This window comes from Streptomyces sp. a15 (assembly GCF_059026085.1).
Window position 1 is genome coordinate 17,689 of sequence record NZ_JBWLKM010000022.1, and the last position, 13,627, is coordinate 31,315.

Sequence of the window (13,627 nt, forward strand, 5' to 3'; positions counted from 1 at the left end):
CGCCGCCGACCGGACGTCCGTCGAGCCGTGTTCCGGGGACCGGGACGCGGTGCGGCGCGGCGGGAGCGGAGATCGACGGCGGATCCCGGTGCGTGTTCGCCGGTGCGCCGAGGAGGCCGAAGGCTCCGCCGGATCGCGGTCGCGACCACCGGTGAGCTGGTGCTGGGCGCCGGATCGGGCGGCACGGACGGCCGGGGTGACGGAGCCCTCCACGTCGTCGCCCTCGCCGGTCAGGAGCTCGGTCCGGGCCGCCGGCGCGACCGGCAGGACTTGACCGGGCGCCGCGGACGCGCCGATGCTGCGTCCCACCGCGGGTCGACGTGTCCTGGTGGGCCCACCGACGGCACGTCACCGCCTGCGTCGACCAGGACCGCGCCGAGCTGGTCGGTTCCGAACACCCACAATCAGCGGAACGGCCGCGAAGGCCAATAGATGCACGGCAGGATCACAGCGGACTCGGTGCGACAGATCGAGGGTGGACCCGTCGACGAGGCTTCCCGCCGGCGTCGATCGCGGCGTGCGAACCTGCATCATCGGTCACTGGTGGCGCGCCTCATCACGCCGACCCGGTTCCCTCGCGCCGGGCTGGCCCGGGCCTGCGTGCACCCCATTTCCCGAAGACCCGTAATGCTGTAGCCTGCAGCCCGGAAGGCAGGGAATCTGCGCGATTAGCCGCTGGTGGCTCTTCGGCCAGCCACCTCGACGAGTATCGGTGACGGCGTCCTGCGGCCATGGGAGGGATGTAGTCCTTGTCCAACGAATCTATCGCATCAATCCTGGATCGACTGCTCCGCGCGCACCTGCCGAATATCGGGGACGACATGGTCATCGGTCAGCACGAACCTCTTTCGAGGTTGGGTCTGGACTCCTTGGGCATGGTCCGGCTGGCGATGCGGATGGAGCGAGAGTTCCAGGTGGACCTCCCGGACGGGTTCCTGGTTCCCGAGACCTTCGAGACCCCCGCCTCCATCGCCGCTGCCGTCGCGGCCCTGCGCCCGGATCTGGACATCGCGTCATGAACACCGTCGCGGCGCAGGCGACCTCCGAGGCCGTCACCGCGGTCGCGGACGTCGCCGCGGCGCACGCGGAGCAGGTCGACCGTGAGTCGCGGTTCCCGGTCGAGGCGGTGGAGGCGCTGCGGAGCGGTCGCCTGCTGTCCATGGGTGTCCCGGCCGGGTTCGGCGGCGGCGACCAGGGCATCGGCACGGTGGCGCGGACGACCACTGCGCTCGCCCGGAAGTGCGGATCCACCGGCCTGATCTTCGCGATGCACCAGAGCCAGATCGCGTCCTTGGTCCGGCACTCTGAGGACGAGGCGGTCCAGCGTGCTCTGCGGCGCATCGCCGCCGAGGAACTGCTGGTCGCGTCGGCCACGACGGAGGCGAGCGTCGGGGGTGACGTGCGCACGAGTTCCTGCTTCGTCGAGCGGGTCGGCACCCGCTTCCGGCTGGCGAAGCAGGCGTCCGTGATCTCGTACGGTGGACACGCCGACATCATCCTGGTGACCGCCCGGCGGGACGCGGCCAGCGATCCGCAGGACCAGGTCCTGGTCCTCTGCGACCGGGACGGCGTCACCCTGGAGCAGAACGTCGTCTGGGACGTGCTCGGCATGCGCGGCACGTGCAGCCACGGCTACGCGCTGCTGGCCGAAGGCGACGGGGACGCCGTCATGACCACCCCGTACGCCGTCATCAGCGCCCAGACGATGTTGCCGGTGTCCCACGTCCTCTGGGCGGCGGCGTGGCTGGGGCTGGCCGAGGAAGCCGTCGAGAGGGCCCGGCTGTTCGTCCAGGCGTCCGCCCGGAAGAAGCCGGAGGTGGTGCCGCTCGGCACGGTGCGGCTCGCCGAGGCGACAGCTCGGCTGCACCAGATGCGGGCACTCGTGGGCGCCGGGGTCGGCCGCTTCAAGGAACTCGCCGCCGTCCCCCACGAGCTCTCGCGCATGTCGACGGTGGTCGAGTTCAACAGCCTCAAGGTCTCCGCCTCGACGCTGGTGGTGGAGATCGCGGCAGCGGCCATGTCGATCTGCGGCATCGCCGGCTACCGCTGCGACGGCCCCTACAGCGTGGCCCGGATCCTGCGCGATGCGTACGGCGCTGCTCTCATGGTCAACAACGATCGGATCAACGGCAACAACGGGCAGCTCATGCTCGTGGGGAAGTCGTTCTGATGCGGTTGGAGGACCGGTTCCTGGCTGTGCTGGCCGACCACCGGGACGAACCCGCCATCGTGGAACCGCATCGTTCGTGGACGTTCGCCGAGGTCGACGCGCTCGCCCGGCACTGGGCCGCAGGGCTGCGCTCCCGAGACGGCAGCCGTCCCGCTGCGGTCGCCGTGCTCGCAGGACGCAGCGCGACCGGCTGCATCGGCGTGCTCGCGGCGTTGTACGCCGATGCCGCGTTCGTGCCGGTCAATCCGGCGTTCCCGGCCGTGCGCAGTGCGGGCGCGATGGCCGTGACCGGGGTGGGCGTGCTCATCGCCGATGTGACCGCCGACCAGGAGCTGGTCGCTGCGATCCTCGCCGCCCATCCGGTTCCGGTGCTGTGGGCGGATCCCAACGCCCCGGTGCCGGTCAGCGACGCCGGACTCGGCCGGCGATTTTCCGAGATCGCGTACGTGCTCTTCACGTCCGGTTCGTCGGGGAGCCCGAAGGGCGTGCCGATCTCCCACGCCAACGTCGACGCGTTCCTCGACGCCGCTGTCGCCCGCTATCCGATGGGTCCCCCGGACCGGTCGGCTCTGACCTGCGACCTGACCTTCGACCTCGCTCTGGCGTCGCTGTTCCTGGCCTGGTCGCAGGGATGCGCGATCGTGCCGGCCTCCGTGTTCGCCATGGGGGATCCGGCGCGGTTCGCGGCCCGCTACGGGATCACCGTGTGGACGTCGGTGCCGTCGGCCATCGGCCTGGCGAGGGATGCCGGGTCGCTGGTCCCGGGTTGCCTGCCCGGCCTGCGGATCAGCATGTTCTGCGGTGAGGCCCTGACGGTCGACGCGGCCACCGCCTGGTCGCGGGCCGCACCCGGCTCCGCCGTCGTCAACAACTACGGTCCGACCGAGGTGACGATGTTCTGCACCGCGTTCGAGTTCCGCTCCGACCCACCGCTGGACGGCCCCACCGTTCCCATCGGACACCCCTTCGAGGGCGTCAAGATCGCTGTCGTCGACGCCGACGGCCGTCCGGCTGAGGCCGGTGAGCTCCTGCTGCGAGGACCTCAGATGTTCGGCGGCTACGTGGACCCCGGCCAGGACGACGGAGCGTTCACGGAGACGGACGCGCCGGGCGGTCGCTGGTACCGGACCGGCGACGTGGTCCGGTCGGGCGTCGACGGTCTCACCTACATCGGCCGACGCGACGATCAGCTGCAGGTCGGCGGCTTCAGGGTGGAGCCGGCCGAGCTGGAACAGGCGATCCGTGCCCTGCTCGGAGTGGCCACCGCGGTCGCGGTCCAGCGGAGGAACACGATCGTCGCGTTCGTGTCGCCGGCGCCGGCGGCCAGGGATCCGCTCCTCCTGATCGAGGAGGTGCTGCCGCCCTACATGTGTCCGAAGCACCTGGTCGTCGTCGACGAGCCGCGGCTCAACGCCAACGGCAAGATCGACCGCCGCTACTACCGGGACCGTGCCACCGAGCTCGCGGTCTGAACCGGATCCCCAGGCATCGCGGCCGCTCCCAGGTCCCCGGCTCGCTGCAACCCGTAGCTCCGACCTCGCTAGGAGATTCCAATGAACACATCGGCCGAGTCGGTACCCGACGATGCGCTCGGCGTCAGCTCGTGGGAGGTGACCCAGGAGACCGAGGTCGAGTTCGGTGGCCTCGGCTGGACCGTGCTCCCCAGCGTGTATCCCATGCACCTGGTCCGATCGAGCGAGTTCTTCCGGCGGCAGCTGAGCGCTCTTCCGCCGGTCCACTCCTTCCTGGAGGTCGGCTGCGGCGCCGGCGCGCTGTCGGTGCTCGCCGTCAAGAACGGTCTCTGCCAGGAGGCCACGGGCGTCGACATCAATCCCAACGCACTGGCCGCGTCGCAGATGAACGCTCGTCGGCACGGCGTCGAGGACGCGACGACGTTCGTCTACAGCGATGTGTTCGACGGGGTCTCGGACTCGCAGTTCGATCTCATCTTCTGGAACTCGAACGGCGCCCTTCCGGATTCCGGGGAGATCCTCGACGAGGATGCGGCCATCTCGCACCACGAGAGAGCCATCTTCGATCCCGGCTACGCCAGTCACCTGCGGTACCTCGAACTGGGCCGGAACCATCTCCGACCCGGAGGTCGGCTCCTGATCGGGTTCTGCGGTAACGGGGATCTCGAGTTCATCAAGGAGAAGGCAGCGGGCCTCGGCCTGAGCCTGGAACTCCTGGCCACCGACGATGAAGGAAGTCACCCGCACTACCTCCTGGAGATCCGGGAGACCTCTCCCGCCTAGGGTGCTCGGTGCTCGACCTGCGCCGGCGGGGCGGCGACCATCGTGCTGGTCGCGGCGCGCGATCACGCGGAGAGGAGCTGCGCGGCGGGGACGTCGCGGTCGGCCGCCGTCGGGTCCGCGGTCGGCCTGACGACGACGGTCGGTGAGCGCTGGCCGACACGGAGTTCGCCGCGATGATCTCCCCTTCGCGCCTGGTCCGTCGCCATGCCGCGGAGGTCCTCGGGCCCACGAGCTCAACGCTGCCGCGGCCACCGGTGCCGATCCGCGGATCGCGGACGTCGCCCGACGGTGCCTCGACGGGTCCTGGGCCGGCGGCGCCGGGCGACCCGAGCCCACCGGCTCGCCTCGGCCGCCGGCAGCGGAACTCGACGGATCCCCCATCCGGACGACCGTGCCTGCCTCCGCCATTCGCCGTGATCTTGAAGGTGGCGTGCCGGAACAAGGAAAAGTGCCCCTGAGCTGGGGTAATGCGGTCTGCTGAGACTGCAGGACACCCAGGACGAGGAGCACTTTTCAGGTGCACGACAGCGCGTGGTCGAAAGATCTGACGGTCGACGTCGATGGGCACGGGGTCGCACACCGGGTCGGCGGTGCTGCGCCTGATCGCGGACAACACCGGGCTGACCGCCGGGTTGTCCCGGGCGGTGACCCGCCGCGGGTTCACCCCGGTCCACGACCGCGGCCGGGTCGATGACCCCTGTCGCTTCGGCCACGCCGATCGCCGAGGCTCAGGTTTCGCGCGCTCCGACTCCGCTGGACGTACGCCGCACCGCGGTGACCCAGGCCGTACACCGTGCCGCGCGGGCACCACGCACAGCAGCCGACCTCCGGGTGATGGCCGCGCAGAGCCGCTCCACGGGGGCGGCGCAGAAACGGACGGGACACCCCGCGCCCGCGACCTCTGCCCGGCTGCCGGCCAGCTCGCCGACGCCCCGGCGCGGACGCTGACTCCCACCCCAGGCCGCACTCCACTCGCGACCGTCCCCGCCCAACAGGAGTTCCACCATGCCCACCACCACCATGCTCGACCAGGCCACGGCCATGATCGAGAACACCTGGGGCCAGCCCATCGAAGCTCTTGAGGTCCTAGGGGTCCGCCGCCCCAGCGAGGACCCGCTCCTGCGCTGCGCCATGCACACCCGCGCGGCCCTGGCCATCACGGACAGCGCGGTAACCGTTCACCAGGACCGCCTTCACGCCCTGTCGCGGCATGGGTACGTGCCTGACTTCTACGAACTCGACCGGATCACCGAAACGGCGGTCAAGCTCCGCGTCGCCCACGCGGAGAGCCGTGCGTACCTCCAGGCGATCCGGCGCGTGGTGGAGGCTCGGGAGGCCGCCGGACCCGAGGTTGCGGCATCGGCGGTTCGGCTGGCTCAGGCCGCTGTCGCCCGCTCCGGGCAGACGCGGCACGCCCCGGGGGCCGTGCCCGAACCGTCCTCTCCGGCGGCGGTCGTAGGTCCGTCAGCGCCCACAACGGGGCCCCGACGTTGAAGGCTTAGCTCCGATTCTCGTCGCGGGGGCCCTCTTCGGCCCGGGGGCCCACCGCGCGGGCTAGCTCCTCCACCGTCAGCTCCACGCGCCGGCCTTCGGCGACCCGGCGCTCCACCGTCTCCTCGTCCGGCCACCGGTCGGGCTGTGCGCCGACTCCCCACTGGCCGTCGGCGACCATCGCGATGTCGCCCACGGTCCAGGCCCGTCCGGCGGCGCGGATCTTGCGTTCCAGTCCGGCGCCGTCCCAGTGTCTGCTCGCCTCGGCCATCCCCTGCTCCCCTTCACCGACGTGCGGTCCCTCACCGCAACCCAGGTACGACAACCGCGGTCGCAGATCCATTCCCGGCCAGCCGACCGCTCGGCTGTGGTCTCCAGTTCGCCCACGGCAGACGGCATCCCCGGGGAAACGACTACGCACTTCGGCATGCTGCATGCCAACGTACGGGTGTCGGGAAACCCGCAGGTCAACGAATGGATCGTCCAACCGTGAACGCCTCTGCCACCCTCCTGCCCGCCGTCGTCCGCCCCGCCGTGGAAGACCGCCACTGGCTCTCCTCCGACCACTGCGCCGCTCCGGTGCTCGACCTCCTGAACGCTCTCGGCTGGACGATCGCCGAGACCCCGGAGGCCAACGTCCACGCGACCAGCCCGGACGGCGGCGTCTACGTCGGCTGGCTCCCCGAAGACCCCTCCGCCTAGGCGCGCGAGATCGTCTGGCGCGTCCAGGTGCTGCCCGCCGACGGCGAGGTGTGGGTGCAGGAGTTCGGCATCCACACCCCCTCCGAGGCCGTCGCCGGATTCCTCGCCGCCCTCGTCACTCACTCCTCGCGCTGACCGCCGAACTACGGGGGCGGGCCGACGACGGCCCGTCCCGTTCACCGCGCCCGTCCCGGCGGACCGACCGCTCCTGTTCTTCCTGACCGAGAGGCATTGAAATGACCATCTACTCCGATGACCTCGTGAGAATCGCGAACCACGTCGTCGGCTCCGGCACCGCCGTGTTCGCGGCCTACGACGCCATCACGGGTTCCGGCATGGCCTCGCGCGGCATCCCCCAGGTCTGCTGCGGGGTGCTGCTGCTGTACACCGCCGGGATCTTCCAGGACCACCTCCGCCGCCGCGACACCCGTGTCGTCGCCTACCTGTCCGGCAACCCCGACGCGCCCCTCTCCAAGATCAGCGCCGCCACGGTGCTGAACCAGGAACGGGTAGCCAGCTCACTGCAGCGTCTGCACGCCGACGGCCTGGTCGTCTCGGAGGAAGGCGCGGTTCCCCTCCCACCTCGCTACCGGCTGACCTAGTGGCTCCACTGTCGGCAGCATCTCGCAGACCACACCAAGGGCCCGAAGGCCCTACGCGACCTGCTCCGCCTCGACGCCCCCTGACGATGTCCCCGCCAGTCCTGCCCCGTCCGCCCATACCGCTCTCGGAGGTTTCCGTGCCCCAGTATCTGACCGTCGGCCACCTGCTTCGCCAGCTCCTGGAACTCGACCCCAACCTGCCGGTCCGTCTCGCCGTCAACCCGGACTTTCCCTTCGCCCACTTCGTGGGGGCCGAGGTCGTCGTCCGCGACGGCAAGGCGTACATCGCCGATGACGGTCAGGAGGACTACCTCCCGGTAGGGGCGCGCGATGCCCTCACCTGGGCTTGATCGCTTCCCTACCACCACGGAGGCTTCCATCTCGTCCCTCTCGCGACCCGCGCCTCGTCTCGCGCTGCACGATGTCGCCGTGCTCCCCATGCCGTTCGGCGTGCACAGCGCGCTTCTCCAGCGCATCTCCGCCCGCCCCGACGGCCCCCTCGACATCACCTGGCTCGCTGCCGAAACCCCCCAACTTCCCCTCGGGCGCATCCGGCTGCGCTGGGAGCCCGCCTCGCGCAGCGGCTGGGACGTCACGGCGTACCTGGGGCTGACCACGGCCGAGGTGTTCCTCGGTTCCTGGCCCGCCGCCCCGGACGACTGGCCGCGCCTGGTCCGTCCGACCCTGTACGAGGTGACCGGCCTGTGCGCCGCCCTCTCATTCGCGACCGACGCACTCGACCTCTCCAACCGGCTCTCCGGAGTCTGACCGAGGACCGCCGAAGGCCGCCCCATGCCGCTCAGGCAGGGGCGGCCTCGTCGTGCGTCCACCCGTTCGTTGCGTACGCTCGACCTGACGAAGGAGAACACTATGGCCGACGACCAGTGGCTCTGGGGATACCCGGAGGTCGCCGCTCACCTGGGTATCAGCGTCGGCGCGACCCGCAGCCGCAAGAGCCGGGGCAGCCTGCCCTCGCCCGACGACGACAGCGTTCCGGACCGTCCCCGCTGGAAGCCGTCCACGTTCCAGAACTGGAGGCCGGTCGGCCGGGGATTTCGCAGCGACCTGCACAGCTCCCCCCGACAGGAGACCACCTCGACCGACTGACCGAGCGGGTGCTCGCCCGTAGGCTGCGGGAATGACACCCGACTCGCAGATGCCCTCGCCCCCGTTCCCCTCGACCGACAACGCCGTACTCGGGTTGATCGTCGGCGGAGCCATCGAGTCAGTCCGTAGCGGCGAGGCCACCGTGGAGGAGGCCATCCTGCATGCGGCGGTCCACGGCTGGTACGAGGGACACGTCCAGGGTGAAGACGAGTGCCCGGGGTGCGACTTCCGGGGTGGGCTGGCGAAGGACAGCGCACGCGGCTGAACCTCACCTGCACGCCAAGGGGCGCCACCGACATGCCGGTGGCGCCCTTCGGCGTTCCGTCTGGTGCTCGCCTACTCCAGGTAGATGCCGGCGAATACGCCGTCGAACCCGAGCGCGGTCAAGCCCGCCTCGACACTCGGGTAGGTCGTCCCGTGCGGGCCGCCGACCAGGGCATCGAAGTCGGCGCGACTGATCTCGGGCTCGAGCCACTGGTTGCCGCACCGGCAGCGGACCCAGACGTTGCGCCCGTGGTTGATGAGCAGCCAGTCGCGTCGGGCACAGCAGGCGGAGCACATCACGGGGATGCCCCCGGAAGCGAGTTCGCGTGAGTGGCCGACGCAGCGAATTGTCCCGGGGCCGTCGGCCGACCGAGTCTCGGCCTGGAGCTGCAGCAGGGGGTCGGTACCAGTGGGGACGACGGGCAGGACGGGTGCCGGCTCCGTGATGCGGGTGGTGGTTCTGAGCACGAGCGTCATCTCCCGGTTGTCGGTCCTGTCTTCATTCGTAACAGCCGGTGGAACCGGCTGTCCATACATTTCGCGGCGTCCGCTCGGACGGTGGTCTACGTCCGGTTCGACGTGGTCAGCGACGTGGCGAGCGGCGATTGGGGTCTTGAGCAGTCCCGAGCGGTACGGCTGCCGTCGCGTTTCGTTCACTGGTGCGGCCGCTCGGCGTGGTGGCCTGGCGGGTGGCGGCCTGCGGACGACGGGCACCGTCACCCGGGTGTGCCGGGAGCTGGGCGATGCGCCGCAGGCGCCAGACCAGGACGTCGTTCACGTCGTCGGCGCTGTCGAGTTCGCGCATGTCGATGGCCTGGCGCAGGAGGGCTTCGGAGTCATGGCCTGCCCGCTCTGCCTGGGCGAGGGTGGCGACCAAGGCGTCGGTCCTCGCTTCCGTGCCTCCTGCCCGTACGACCTTCTCGGGCAGGACGGCGCGAAGGGTGGCCTCGTGCATGAGGCGCTGGGCGTCAGGAAGGGCGCGGCCTTGGTCGTGCAGCATGCGCATCGGGGTGGCGGCGGCCTGGCGGTAGGCGGTGCGCAGGTGCGCGGCGGCTTGTCGGGAGGCGTGGGCCTGCTGGGCGTGTCCGCGGGCGGAGTGCCAGCGGGCGGCGGCGAGGGTGACGAGGACGAGGGTGGAGACGAGCATGGCGGTGGTGCCGCCGTCCTCGCCTCGGCCGAGCGCCCCGCCGGCCTGGACAATGCCTCGGGCGGCCGAGCGGAGGGCCCGGGTGTCGGCGCGTTCGGCGCGGACATGACTGCGGGTCGCCCGCTCGAAGGCGCGAGCTGCGGCGGCCAGCTCGGTGCGGGTGGTGGCCGGTGAGGTCTGGGCCACTGCGTCGAGGAGTTCTCCGACGCCGACGAGCTGGGGGGCGGCCTCGCCGTCCTCGTCGCGTTCCAGGAGCGTGGCCGAGCGCTCTGCGATGAGGGTGGCGTTGCGTCGTTGACGAGCGGGCGGTGACCAGTTCGTCCGGTCAGCGCCGACCGCGGGCGCGCTCGGCTCGGCGGCCCCGTCGGTGAGGCGTAGTCGGATCTTCGGAAGGGAGAGGTCGGGGGCCAGTTTGGAGCCGGGGTACCAGACCGGGTCTCCGTCGCGGTTGCGGTCGCCGGGCAGGGCCACGTTGTATCCGAGCGCGTCACCGGACGGTGCGTGCCGCAGCTTCACCCGTACCCCCGCTTCTCGGAGCCGCGTGAAGAACTCCTCTTCCGAATCCGCTCCCGCCACGGCTCGACGAACGGCCTCGCGGAGCGTCTCCCGCGAGGTCTCCGGGCGGCCGGTGCGCTCGGCCTTGAACTTCTCGGCGCTGCTGGGGTTCTTCGCTGCGGTTCCGTCGCCCGCGTTCAGGCGCCGCAGGCCCATCTCCTTCTCTATGCGACGGCACTCGGCCTGGGCCTTGTTGAAGTCGTAGTTCAGGCGCGGGTTGCGCAGGTCGCCGCGTACGAGGGTGGCGACGATGTGGATGTGGTCTTCCGCGTGGCGGACGGCGATCCACCGGCAGCCGTCGGGGTCTCCATCCGGGGCGATGCCGGTGGCGTGGACGATGCGCTGGGCGACGGCGTTCCACTCCTCGTCGTCCAGCCGCCGGTCCCCGGGGGCGGTGCGGACCGAGCAGTGCCAGACGTGCTTGGCGGGTGCGCGGTCGCCGGCCTGCTTGACCCGCAAATCCAGGGCGGCGGTCAGCCGGGCGAGGGTGACCTTCGGGTCGGGGTCGAGGCCGGTGTCACGGCCGGGGTCGGGAGCGAAGCCGTCCCAGGAGCCGACGAGGTGTGCGTCGGTGTGCTCCTCGCGCCGTCCGGGGCCGTACAGGTAGACGAGGAGGCCGTGGGTACGGGAGCCGCGTCCGATGTCGGGAACCATCACAGCCGCCGGGTCACCAGGTCGTTCGCCGCGTCATCGACGCGGGCGAGAAGTCCGGTCAGCGCGCCCAGCGCGTGTTCGAGTTCACCGGCGCGCGGCTGGCCACCGCTGTTGAGGACGAAGGCGATCTGGTTGATGTTGTTGCCGATGCGGGCCAGCGCGGTGCGCAGAGCGGCGAGTTCGTCGATGGCGGTGTCGAGCTGGTCGTTGCTGTGCACGGCGGCGCATCCGCGGGCGGCGCTCAGGCCGGAGACGGCGAGGAAGCGGGCGACGGTGACGCCGCGCTTGGTGGCGGCCTCGGCGATCTCGGTCTTCTCGGTGTCGGAGAGGCGGGTGGTCGTCTTGCGGGTGCGCTCGCTGGGGTTGCGGGTGCGGCGGCGCGGTTTGCGGTCGGCGTAGGCGGGCGTGCTCGGGCGCGGCTGCTCGCGGTGGTCGTCGCGGTCGGCTTCTCCCCCGGTGACCGGCGCCCCCTGGTGCCGGTTGCCCGGCTGGTCCCCGTGCGCCCTCGCTCGGGGACCAGCCGGGCTTCCCCCGCCCTCCTGGGCGGGGGCAAGTGCGTACGTCGGGCCGTAGGACCGTCGTACGCGATAGCTTGCTCCGCCAGGAGTCGTGGTGGGGTCACGCTGCTGTCCAGCGGAGGTGGCCACCGGGTCGTTGGTGTTCACCGGCTCGTCTCCGGGTCCTGCTGCTGGATTTCGCGGACGAGTTCCTCGATCCAGTCCATGGCCAGGACGGGGTGGTGCAGGGTCCAGGGCCGGTCATGCTGCTCGCGTTGCACGATCCAGGTGGTGTCGGGGCCGGACTGGGCGCGGTGGAGGTGTCCGTGCTGGTGCAGGACGGTCAGCCAGGAGTCGACTTCGGCGGGCGTGGCCGGGTGAGTGCGCATCGGGTGCTCTCCGCTTCTGCTGTGGCGGGGTGTGTCGGTGACATGCGGAGTGGGTGACCGGCCGGGTTGACCGGTTCGGTCACCCACCCCGTGGAGGTTCGGTCAGGGCCGGGAGGAAGTGACCGGCTGGCGGTGCTGCTCGCGCAGCTGAGCCATCAGCGCGGTCAGGGTGTCGCTGGACAGCGGGATCTGCTGACCTCGGATCGCCTGGGCGACCACCTTGCGGGTCAGTTTGTCCTCGGCCCTGACCGCCGACCGGGCGATCGCCAGCAGCTCCTCGGTGTCCGGGTCAGGACGCCGGTCACCAGTCGACCGAGCGGCCCGGTCAGTGACCGGCGGCGAGGTGACCGGCCGGGCACTGACCGCCGCCGGGCTGTCCTGGTCATCACCGACCGGGGCCGTACTGCTGGGGCGGTCAGTGACCCTCCGGCCCTTGTCCGCCTGTCCCGGCAGGTCAGGGGCACCGTGGCTGCGGTTGTGGTGGTCGGTGACCGACTGGCCGCTGGTCGCCGGGGTCGAGTCTCCGGTCACTGACCGGGCGGCGGTGTCCTCGTCGGCCGGGGACAGCGGCAGCCGGTCGGTCAGAGCGGTGACCGCCTGACCGGACTTGACCTGACCGGCCGCTGACCGCTGCTGACCGGCTCGGTCGGTCCGGGTGACCTCGATAGCGTCGCTGCGGTCGGTCTCACCGAGGTGACCGGGCTGACCGAGGTTCTGCCGACCAGAGTCCTCGACCGGGCCCCGGGCAATGAGGATGTAGAGGTGGACCGCTCCGGCCAGTGCGAGCGGGGCGATGGTGGAGAGCACCGCGACCACCGCGTCCCCGAGCCGGAGACCGGTGCCGGCGACCGCGTCCTGGTTGATCCGCACCGCGTGGAGTGCGTTGGCCCAGATGCTGGCGGCGGTGGCCGTGCCGAAGAGCGTCCAGACGTAGAGCCGGGCGCGCAGTGGTGCGTTGCGCAGGACCAGGAGGGCTCGGATGCCGTAGGCGATGAACCCGTCGATCACCAGGGGGAACAGGTAGGTAAGGAAGCCTCGGATGTGGATGGCCACGGCCATCTGCTGCAGGGCGTCGTACGACAGCGCGCACCCCGCGCCCCCGAGCGCCACGACAGCCGCGCGGTCCCACCCGGATATGTGCGCCGTCTTCGACGCGCTTGCGATGTTCATGCCGCCGTCCCGAAGTCGTCGCGGATCAGGCGCTCGCCGCTGGCTTCGGGGGGCGTGGTGTTCGTGGTGGGCTGGTTCAGGGTTCGGTTGCGCTCGGCCCGGCGGATCTCGCGGTACCGCTTCTTGGCGTGCTCCTCGGTGACCTTCAGAAGCCAGGCCAGGCGCTGCTCGCTCACCCCGTGGCGGTAGGCCGCGTACTCGACCGCGCGGCGCTCCGTATGGGTGAGGTGCACGTCGCGTCCGGCGATGGTGGCATTGACGCGGCTGTAGTCGAGGCGGCTGGCGAGCTTGTCGTGCAGCGGCCCGCGCTCCTCTTCCGTCAGGCCGCCACGGATCCCGTCGGTGTCACCCCCTTCGAGAGCGGCGTCCAGGCAGGTGCGGCGGACCGGGCACTGGCCGCACAGGGCCTTGGCCGTGGCGATCTTGGCGGTCTCGTCGGGTTCGGGGAAGAAGACTTCGGGGTCCACCGGGTTGTACTCGGTGCTCTGGCAGACGGCGTCGGCCTGCCAGGTCTGGTCGCCGAGCTGACGGTGCTGGGCGGGGCCGTTCATCGTGCTGGTCATGCGGGGTGCTCCGATCGCTCTCCGCGCGCAGGGGCGTCGGCGGAGAGGTGCGCTGGCGGTA

The 13,627-nt window shown here is 71.0% G+C and carries 20 protein-coding genes; 12 read left to right on the forward strand and 8 right to left on the reverse strand.

Annotation, left to right across the window (positions count from 1 at the left end; genetic code table 11):
* Positions 1 to 749: 749 nt before the first annotated feature.
* From AC5P09_RS22990 to AC5P09_RS23005, 4 genes are all read left to right on the forward strand, one after another.
* Complete coding sequence (locus AC5P09_RS22990; RefSeq protein WP_249954491.1) at positions 750 to 1,019, forward strand: acyl carrier protein; 270 nt, start codon at positions 750 to 752, stop codon at positions 1,017 to 1,019.
* A complete protein-coding gene (locus AC5P09_RS22995) occupies positions 1,016 to 2,170 on the forward strand; it encodes an acyl-CoA dehydrogenase family protein (protein WP_099965361.1) in 1,155 nt (384 codons plus the stop codon). Before AC5P09_RS22990 ends, AC5P09_RS22995 begins: the two co-directional genes overlap by 4 nt.
* Complete coding sequence (locus tag AC5P09_RS23000) at positions 2,170 to 3,642, forward strand: AMP-binding protein (RefSeq protein WP_493875687.1); 1,473 nt, start codon at positions 2,170 to 2,172, stop codon at positions 3,640 to 3,642. Before AC5P09_RS22995 ends, AC5P09_RS23000 begins: the two co-directional genes overlap by 1 nt.
* An 81-nt stretch (positions 3,643 to 3,723) precedes the next feature.
* Positions 3,724 to 4,425, forward strand: coding sequence for a methyltransferase (locus tag AC5P09_RS23005; RefSeq protein ID WP_099965359.1), 702 nt, complete (start codon positions 3,724 to 3,726; stop codon positions 4,423 to 4,425).
* A gap of 62 nt (positions 4,426 to 4,487) precedes the next feature.
* Here the strand turns inward: AC5P09_RS23005 and AC5P09_RS23010 are convergent, their stop codons facing one another.
* Positions 4,488 to 4,631, reverse strand: a complete 144-nt coding sequence (locus AC5P09_RS23010; protein ID WP_493875688.1) for a hypothetical protein — start codon at positions 4,629 to 4,631, stop codon at positions 4,488 to 4,490.
* Positions 4,632 to 5,430: 799 nt separating this feature from the next.
* Between AC5P09_RS23010 and AC5P09_RS23015 the strand changes: the two genes are divergently transcribed.
* The gene (locus AC5P09_RS23015; protein WP_468405266.1) at positions 5,431 to 5,919 is read left to right on the forward strand and encodes a hypothetical protein; all 489 of its coding nucleotides are present in this window, start codon (positions 5,431 to 5,433) and stop codon (positions 5,917 to 5,919) included.
* Between the two features lie 4 nt (positions 5,920 to 5,923).
* Here AC5P09_RS23015 and AC5P09_RS23020 read toward each other — a convergent pair whose 3' ends face one another.
* Positions 5,924 to 6,187 carry a hypothetical protein gene (locus AC5P09_RS23020; RefSeq protein ID WP_386310428.1) on the reverse strand — a complete coding sequence of 88 codons (264 nt, stop codon included), beginning with the start codon at positions 6,185 to 6,187 and terminating at the stop codon, positions 5,924 to 5,926.
* A 218-nt stretch (positions 6,188 to 6,405) separates the two neighbouring features.
* Between AC5P09_RS23020 and AC5P09_RS23025 the strand changes: the two genes are divergently transcribed.
* From AC5P09_RS23025 to AC5P09_RS23055, 7 genes are all read left to right on the forward strand, one after another.
* Positions 6,406 to 6,618, forward strand: a complete 213-nt coding sequence (locus AC5P09_RS23025; RefSeq protein WP_493875689.1) for a hypothetical protein — start codon at positions 6,406 to 6,408, stop codon at positions 6,616 to 6,618.
* A gap of 27 nt (positions 6,619 to 6,645) precedes the next feature.
* Complete coding sequence (locus AC5P09_RS23030; RefSeq protein ID WP_493875690.1) at positions 6,646 to 6,753, forward strand: DUF317 domain-containing protein; 108 nt, start codon at positions 6,646 to 6,648, stop codon at positions 6,751 to 6,753.
* 125 nt (positions 6,754 to 6,878) lie between these two features.
* Positions 6,879 to 7,220 carry a MarR family transcriptional regulator gene (locus tag AC5P09_RS23035; protein ID WP_386310427.1) on the forward strand — a complete coding sequence of 114 codons (342 nt, stop codon included), beginning with the start codon at positions 6,879 to 6,881 and terminating at the stop codon, positions 7,218 to 7,220.
* A 137-nt stretch (positions 7,221 to 7,357) separates the two neighbouring features.
* Positions 7,358 to 7,570, forward strand: a complete 213-nt coding sequence (locus AC5P09_RS23040; RefSeq protein WP_093761009.1) for a hypothetical protein — start codon at positions 7,358 to 7,360, stop codon at positions 7,568 to 7,570.
* Between the two features lie 88 nt (positions 7,571 to 7,658).
* Entirely contained in the window at positions 7,659 to 7,988 is a 330-nt protein-coding gene (locus AC5P09_RS23045; protein ID WP_376482673.1) for an esterase, read from the forward strand.
* A 102-nt stretch (positions 7,989 to 8,090) separates the two neighbouring features.
* Positions 8,091 to 8,327, forward strand: coding sequence for a MarR family transcriptional regulator (locus tag AC5P09_RS23050; protein ID WP_493875691.1), 237 nt, complete (start codon positions 8,091 to 8,093; stop codon positions 8,325 to 8,327).
* 31 nt (positions 8,328 to 8,358) lie between these two features.
* A complete protein-coding gene (locus AC5P09_RS23055) occupies positions 8,359 to 8,592 on the forward strand; it encodes a hypothetical protein (RefSeq protein WP_056704973.1) in 234 nt (77 codons plus the stop codon).
* A gap of 71 nt (positions 8,593 to 8,663) precedes the next feature.
* Here AC5P09_RS23055 and AC5P09_RS23060 read toward each other — a convergent pair whose 3' ends face one another.
* The 6 genes from AC5P09_RS23060 to AC5P09_RS23085 form a co-directional block, all read right to left on the reverse strand.
* Positions 8,664 to 9,068, reverse strand: coding sequence for a hypothetical protein (locus AC5P09_RS23060; RefSeq protein WP_493875692.1), 405 nt, complete (start codon positions 9,066 to 9,068; stop codon positions 8,664 to 8,666).
* A gap of 106 nt (positions 9,069 to 9,174) precedes the next feature.
* Positions 9,175 to 10,947 (reverse strand): relaxase/mobilization nuclease domain-containing protein, encoded by a 1,773-nt coding sequence (locus tag AC5P09_RS23065; RefSeq protein ID WP_493875693.1) that lies wholly within the window; start codon positions 10,945 to 10,947, stop codon positions 9,175 to 9,177.
* Positions 10,947 to 11,612 (reverse strand): MobC family plasmid mobilization relaxosome protein, encoded by a 666-nt coding sequence (locus AC5P09_RS23070; RefSeq protein ID WP_493875694.1) that lies wholly within the window; start codon positions 11,610 to 11,612, stop codon positions 10,947 to 10,949. The genes AC5P09_RS23065 and AC5P09_RS23070 overlap by 1 nt, the downstream gene beginning before the upstream one ends.
* Entirely contained in the window at positions 11,609 to 11,833 is a 225-nt protein-coding gene (locus AC5P09_RS23075; protein WP_003972986.1) for a hypothetical protein, read from the reverse strand. Before AC5P09_RS23075 ends, AC5P09_RS23070 begins: the two co-directional genes overlap by 4 nt.
* Before the next feature lie 102 nt (positions 11,834 to 11,935).
* Positions 11,936 to 13,003, reverse strand: a complete 1,068-nt coding sequence (locus AC5P09_RS23080; protein WP_468405258.1) for a DUF2637 domain-containing protein — start codon at positions 13,001 to 13,003, stop codon at positions 11,936 to 11,938.
* Positions 13,000 to 13,566: a WhiB family transcriptional regulator gene (locus AC5P09_RS23085; protein ID WP_468405256.1), complete on the reverse strand. Its 567-nt coding sequence runs from the start codon at positions 13,564 to 13,566 to the stop codon at positions 13,000 to 13,002. Before AC5P09_RS23085 ends, AC5P09_RS23080 begins: the two co-directional genes overlap by 4 nt.
* Positions 13,567 to 13,627: the final 61 nt, after the last annotated feature.

Coding starts and splice junctions, on each gene's coding strand:
- AC5P09_RS23005 (WP_099965359.1), top strand. CDS start 3,724: ATGAACACATCGGCCGAGTCGGTACCCGACGATGCGCTCGGCGTCAGC.
- AC5P09_RS23065 (WP_493875693.1), bottom strand. CDS start 10,947: ATGGTTCCCGACATCGGACGCGGCTCCCGTACCCACGGCCTCCTCGTC.
- AC5P09_RS23020 (WP_386310428.1), bottom strand. CDS start 6,187: ATGGCCGAGGCGAGCAGACACTGGGACGGCGCCGGACTGGAACGCAAG.
- AC5P09_RS23075 (WP_003972986.1), bottom strand. CDS start 11,833: ATGCGCACTCACCCGGCCACGCCCGCCGAAGTCGACTCCTGGCTGACC.
- AC5P09_RS23085 (WP_468405256.1), bottom strand. CDS start 13,566: ATGACCAGCACGATGAACGGCCCCGCCCAGCACCGTCAGCTCGGCGAC.
- AC5P09_RS23080 (WP_468405258.1), bottom strand. CDS start 13,003: ATGAACATCGCAAGCGCGTCGAAGACGGCGCACATATCCGGGTGGGAC.
- AC5P09_RS23050 (WP_493875691.1), top strand. CDS start 8,091: ATGGCCGACGACCAGTGGCTCTGGGGATACCCGGAGGTCGCCGCTCAC.
- AC5P09_RS23045 (WP_376482673.1), top strand. CDS start 7,659: ATGCCGTTCGGCGTGCACAGCGCGCTTCTCCAGCGCATCTCCGCCCGC.
- AC5P09_RS23015 (WP_468405266.1), top strand. CDS start 5,431: ATGCCCACCACCACCATGCTCGACCAGGCCACGGCCATGATCGAGAAC.
- AC5P09_RS22995 (WP_099965361.1), top strand. CDS start 1,016: ATGAACACCGTCGCGGCGCAGGCGACCTCCGAGGCCGTCACCGCGGTC.
- AC5P09_RS23060 (WP_493875692.1), bottom strand. CDS start 9,068: ATGACGCTCGTGCTCAGAACCACCACCCGCATCACGGAGCCGGCACCC.
- AC5P09_RS23000 (WP_493875687.1), top strand. CDS start 2,170: ATGCGGTTGGAGGACCGGTTCCTGGCTGTGCTGGCCGACCACCGGGAC.
- AC5P09_RS23055 (WP_056704973.1), top strand. CDS start 8,359: ATGACACCCGACTCGCAGATGCCCTCGCCCCCGTTCCCCTCGACCGAC.
- AC5P09_RS23010 (WP_493875688.1), bottom strand. CDS start 4,631: ATGGCGACGGACCAGGCGCGAAGGGGAGATCATCGCGGCGAACTCCGT.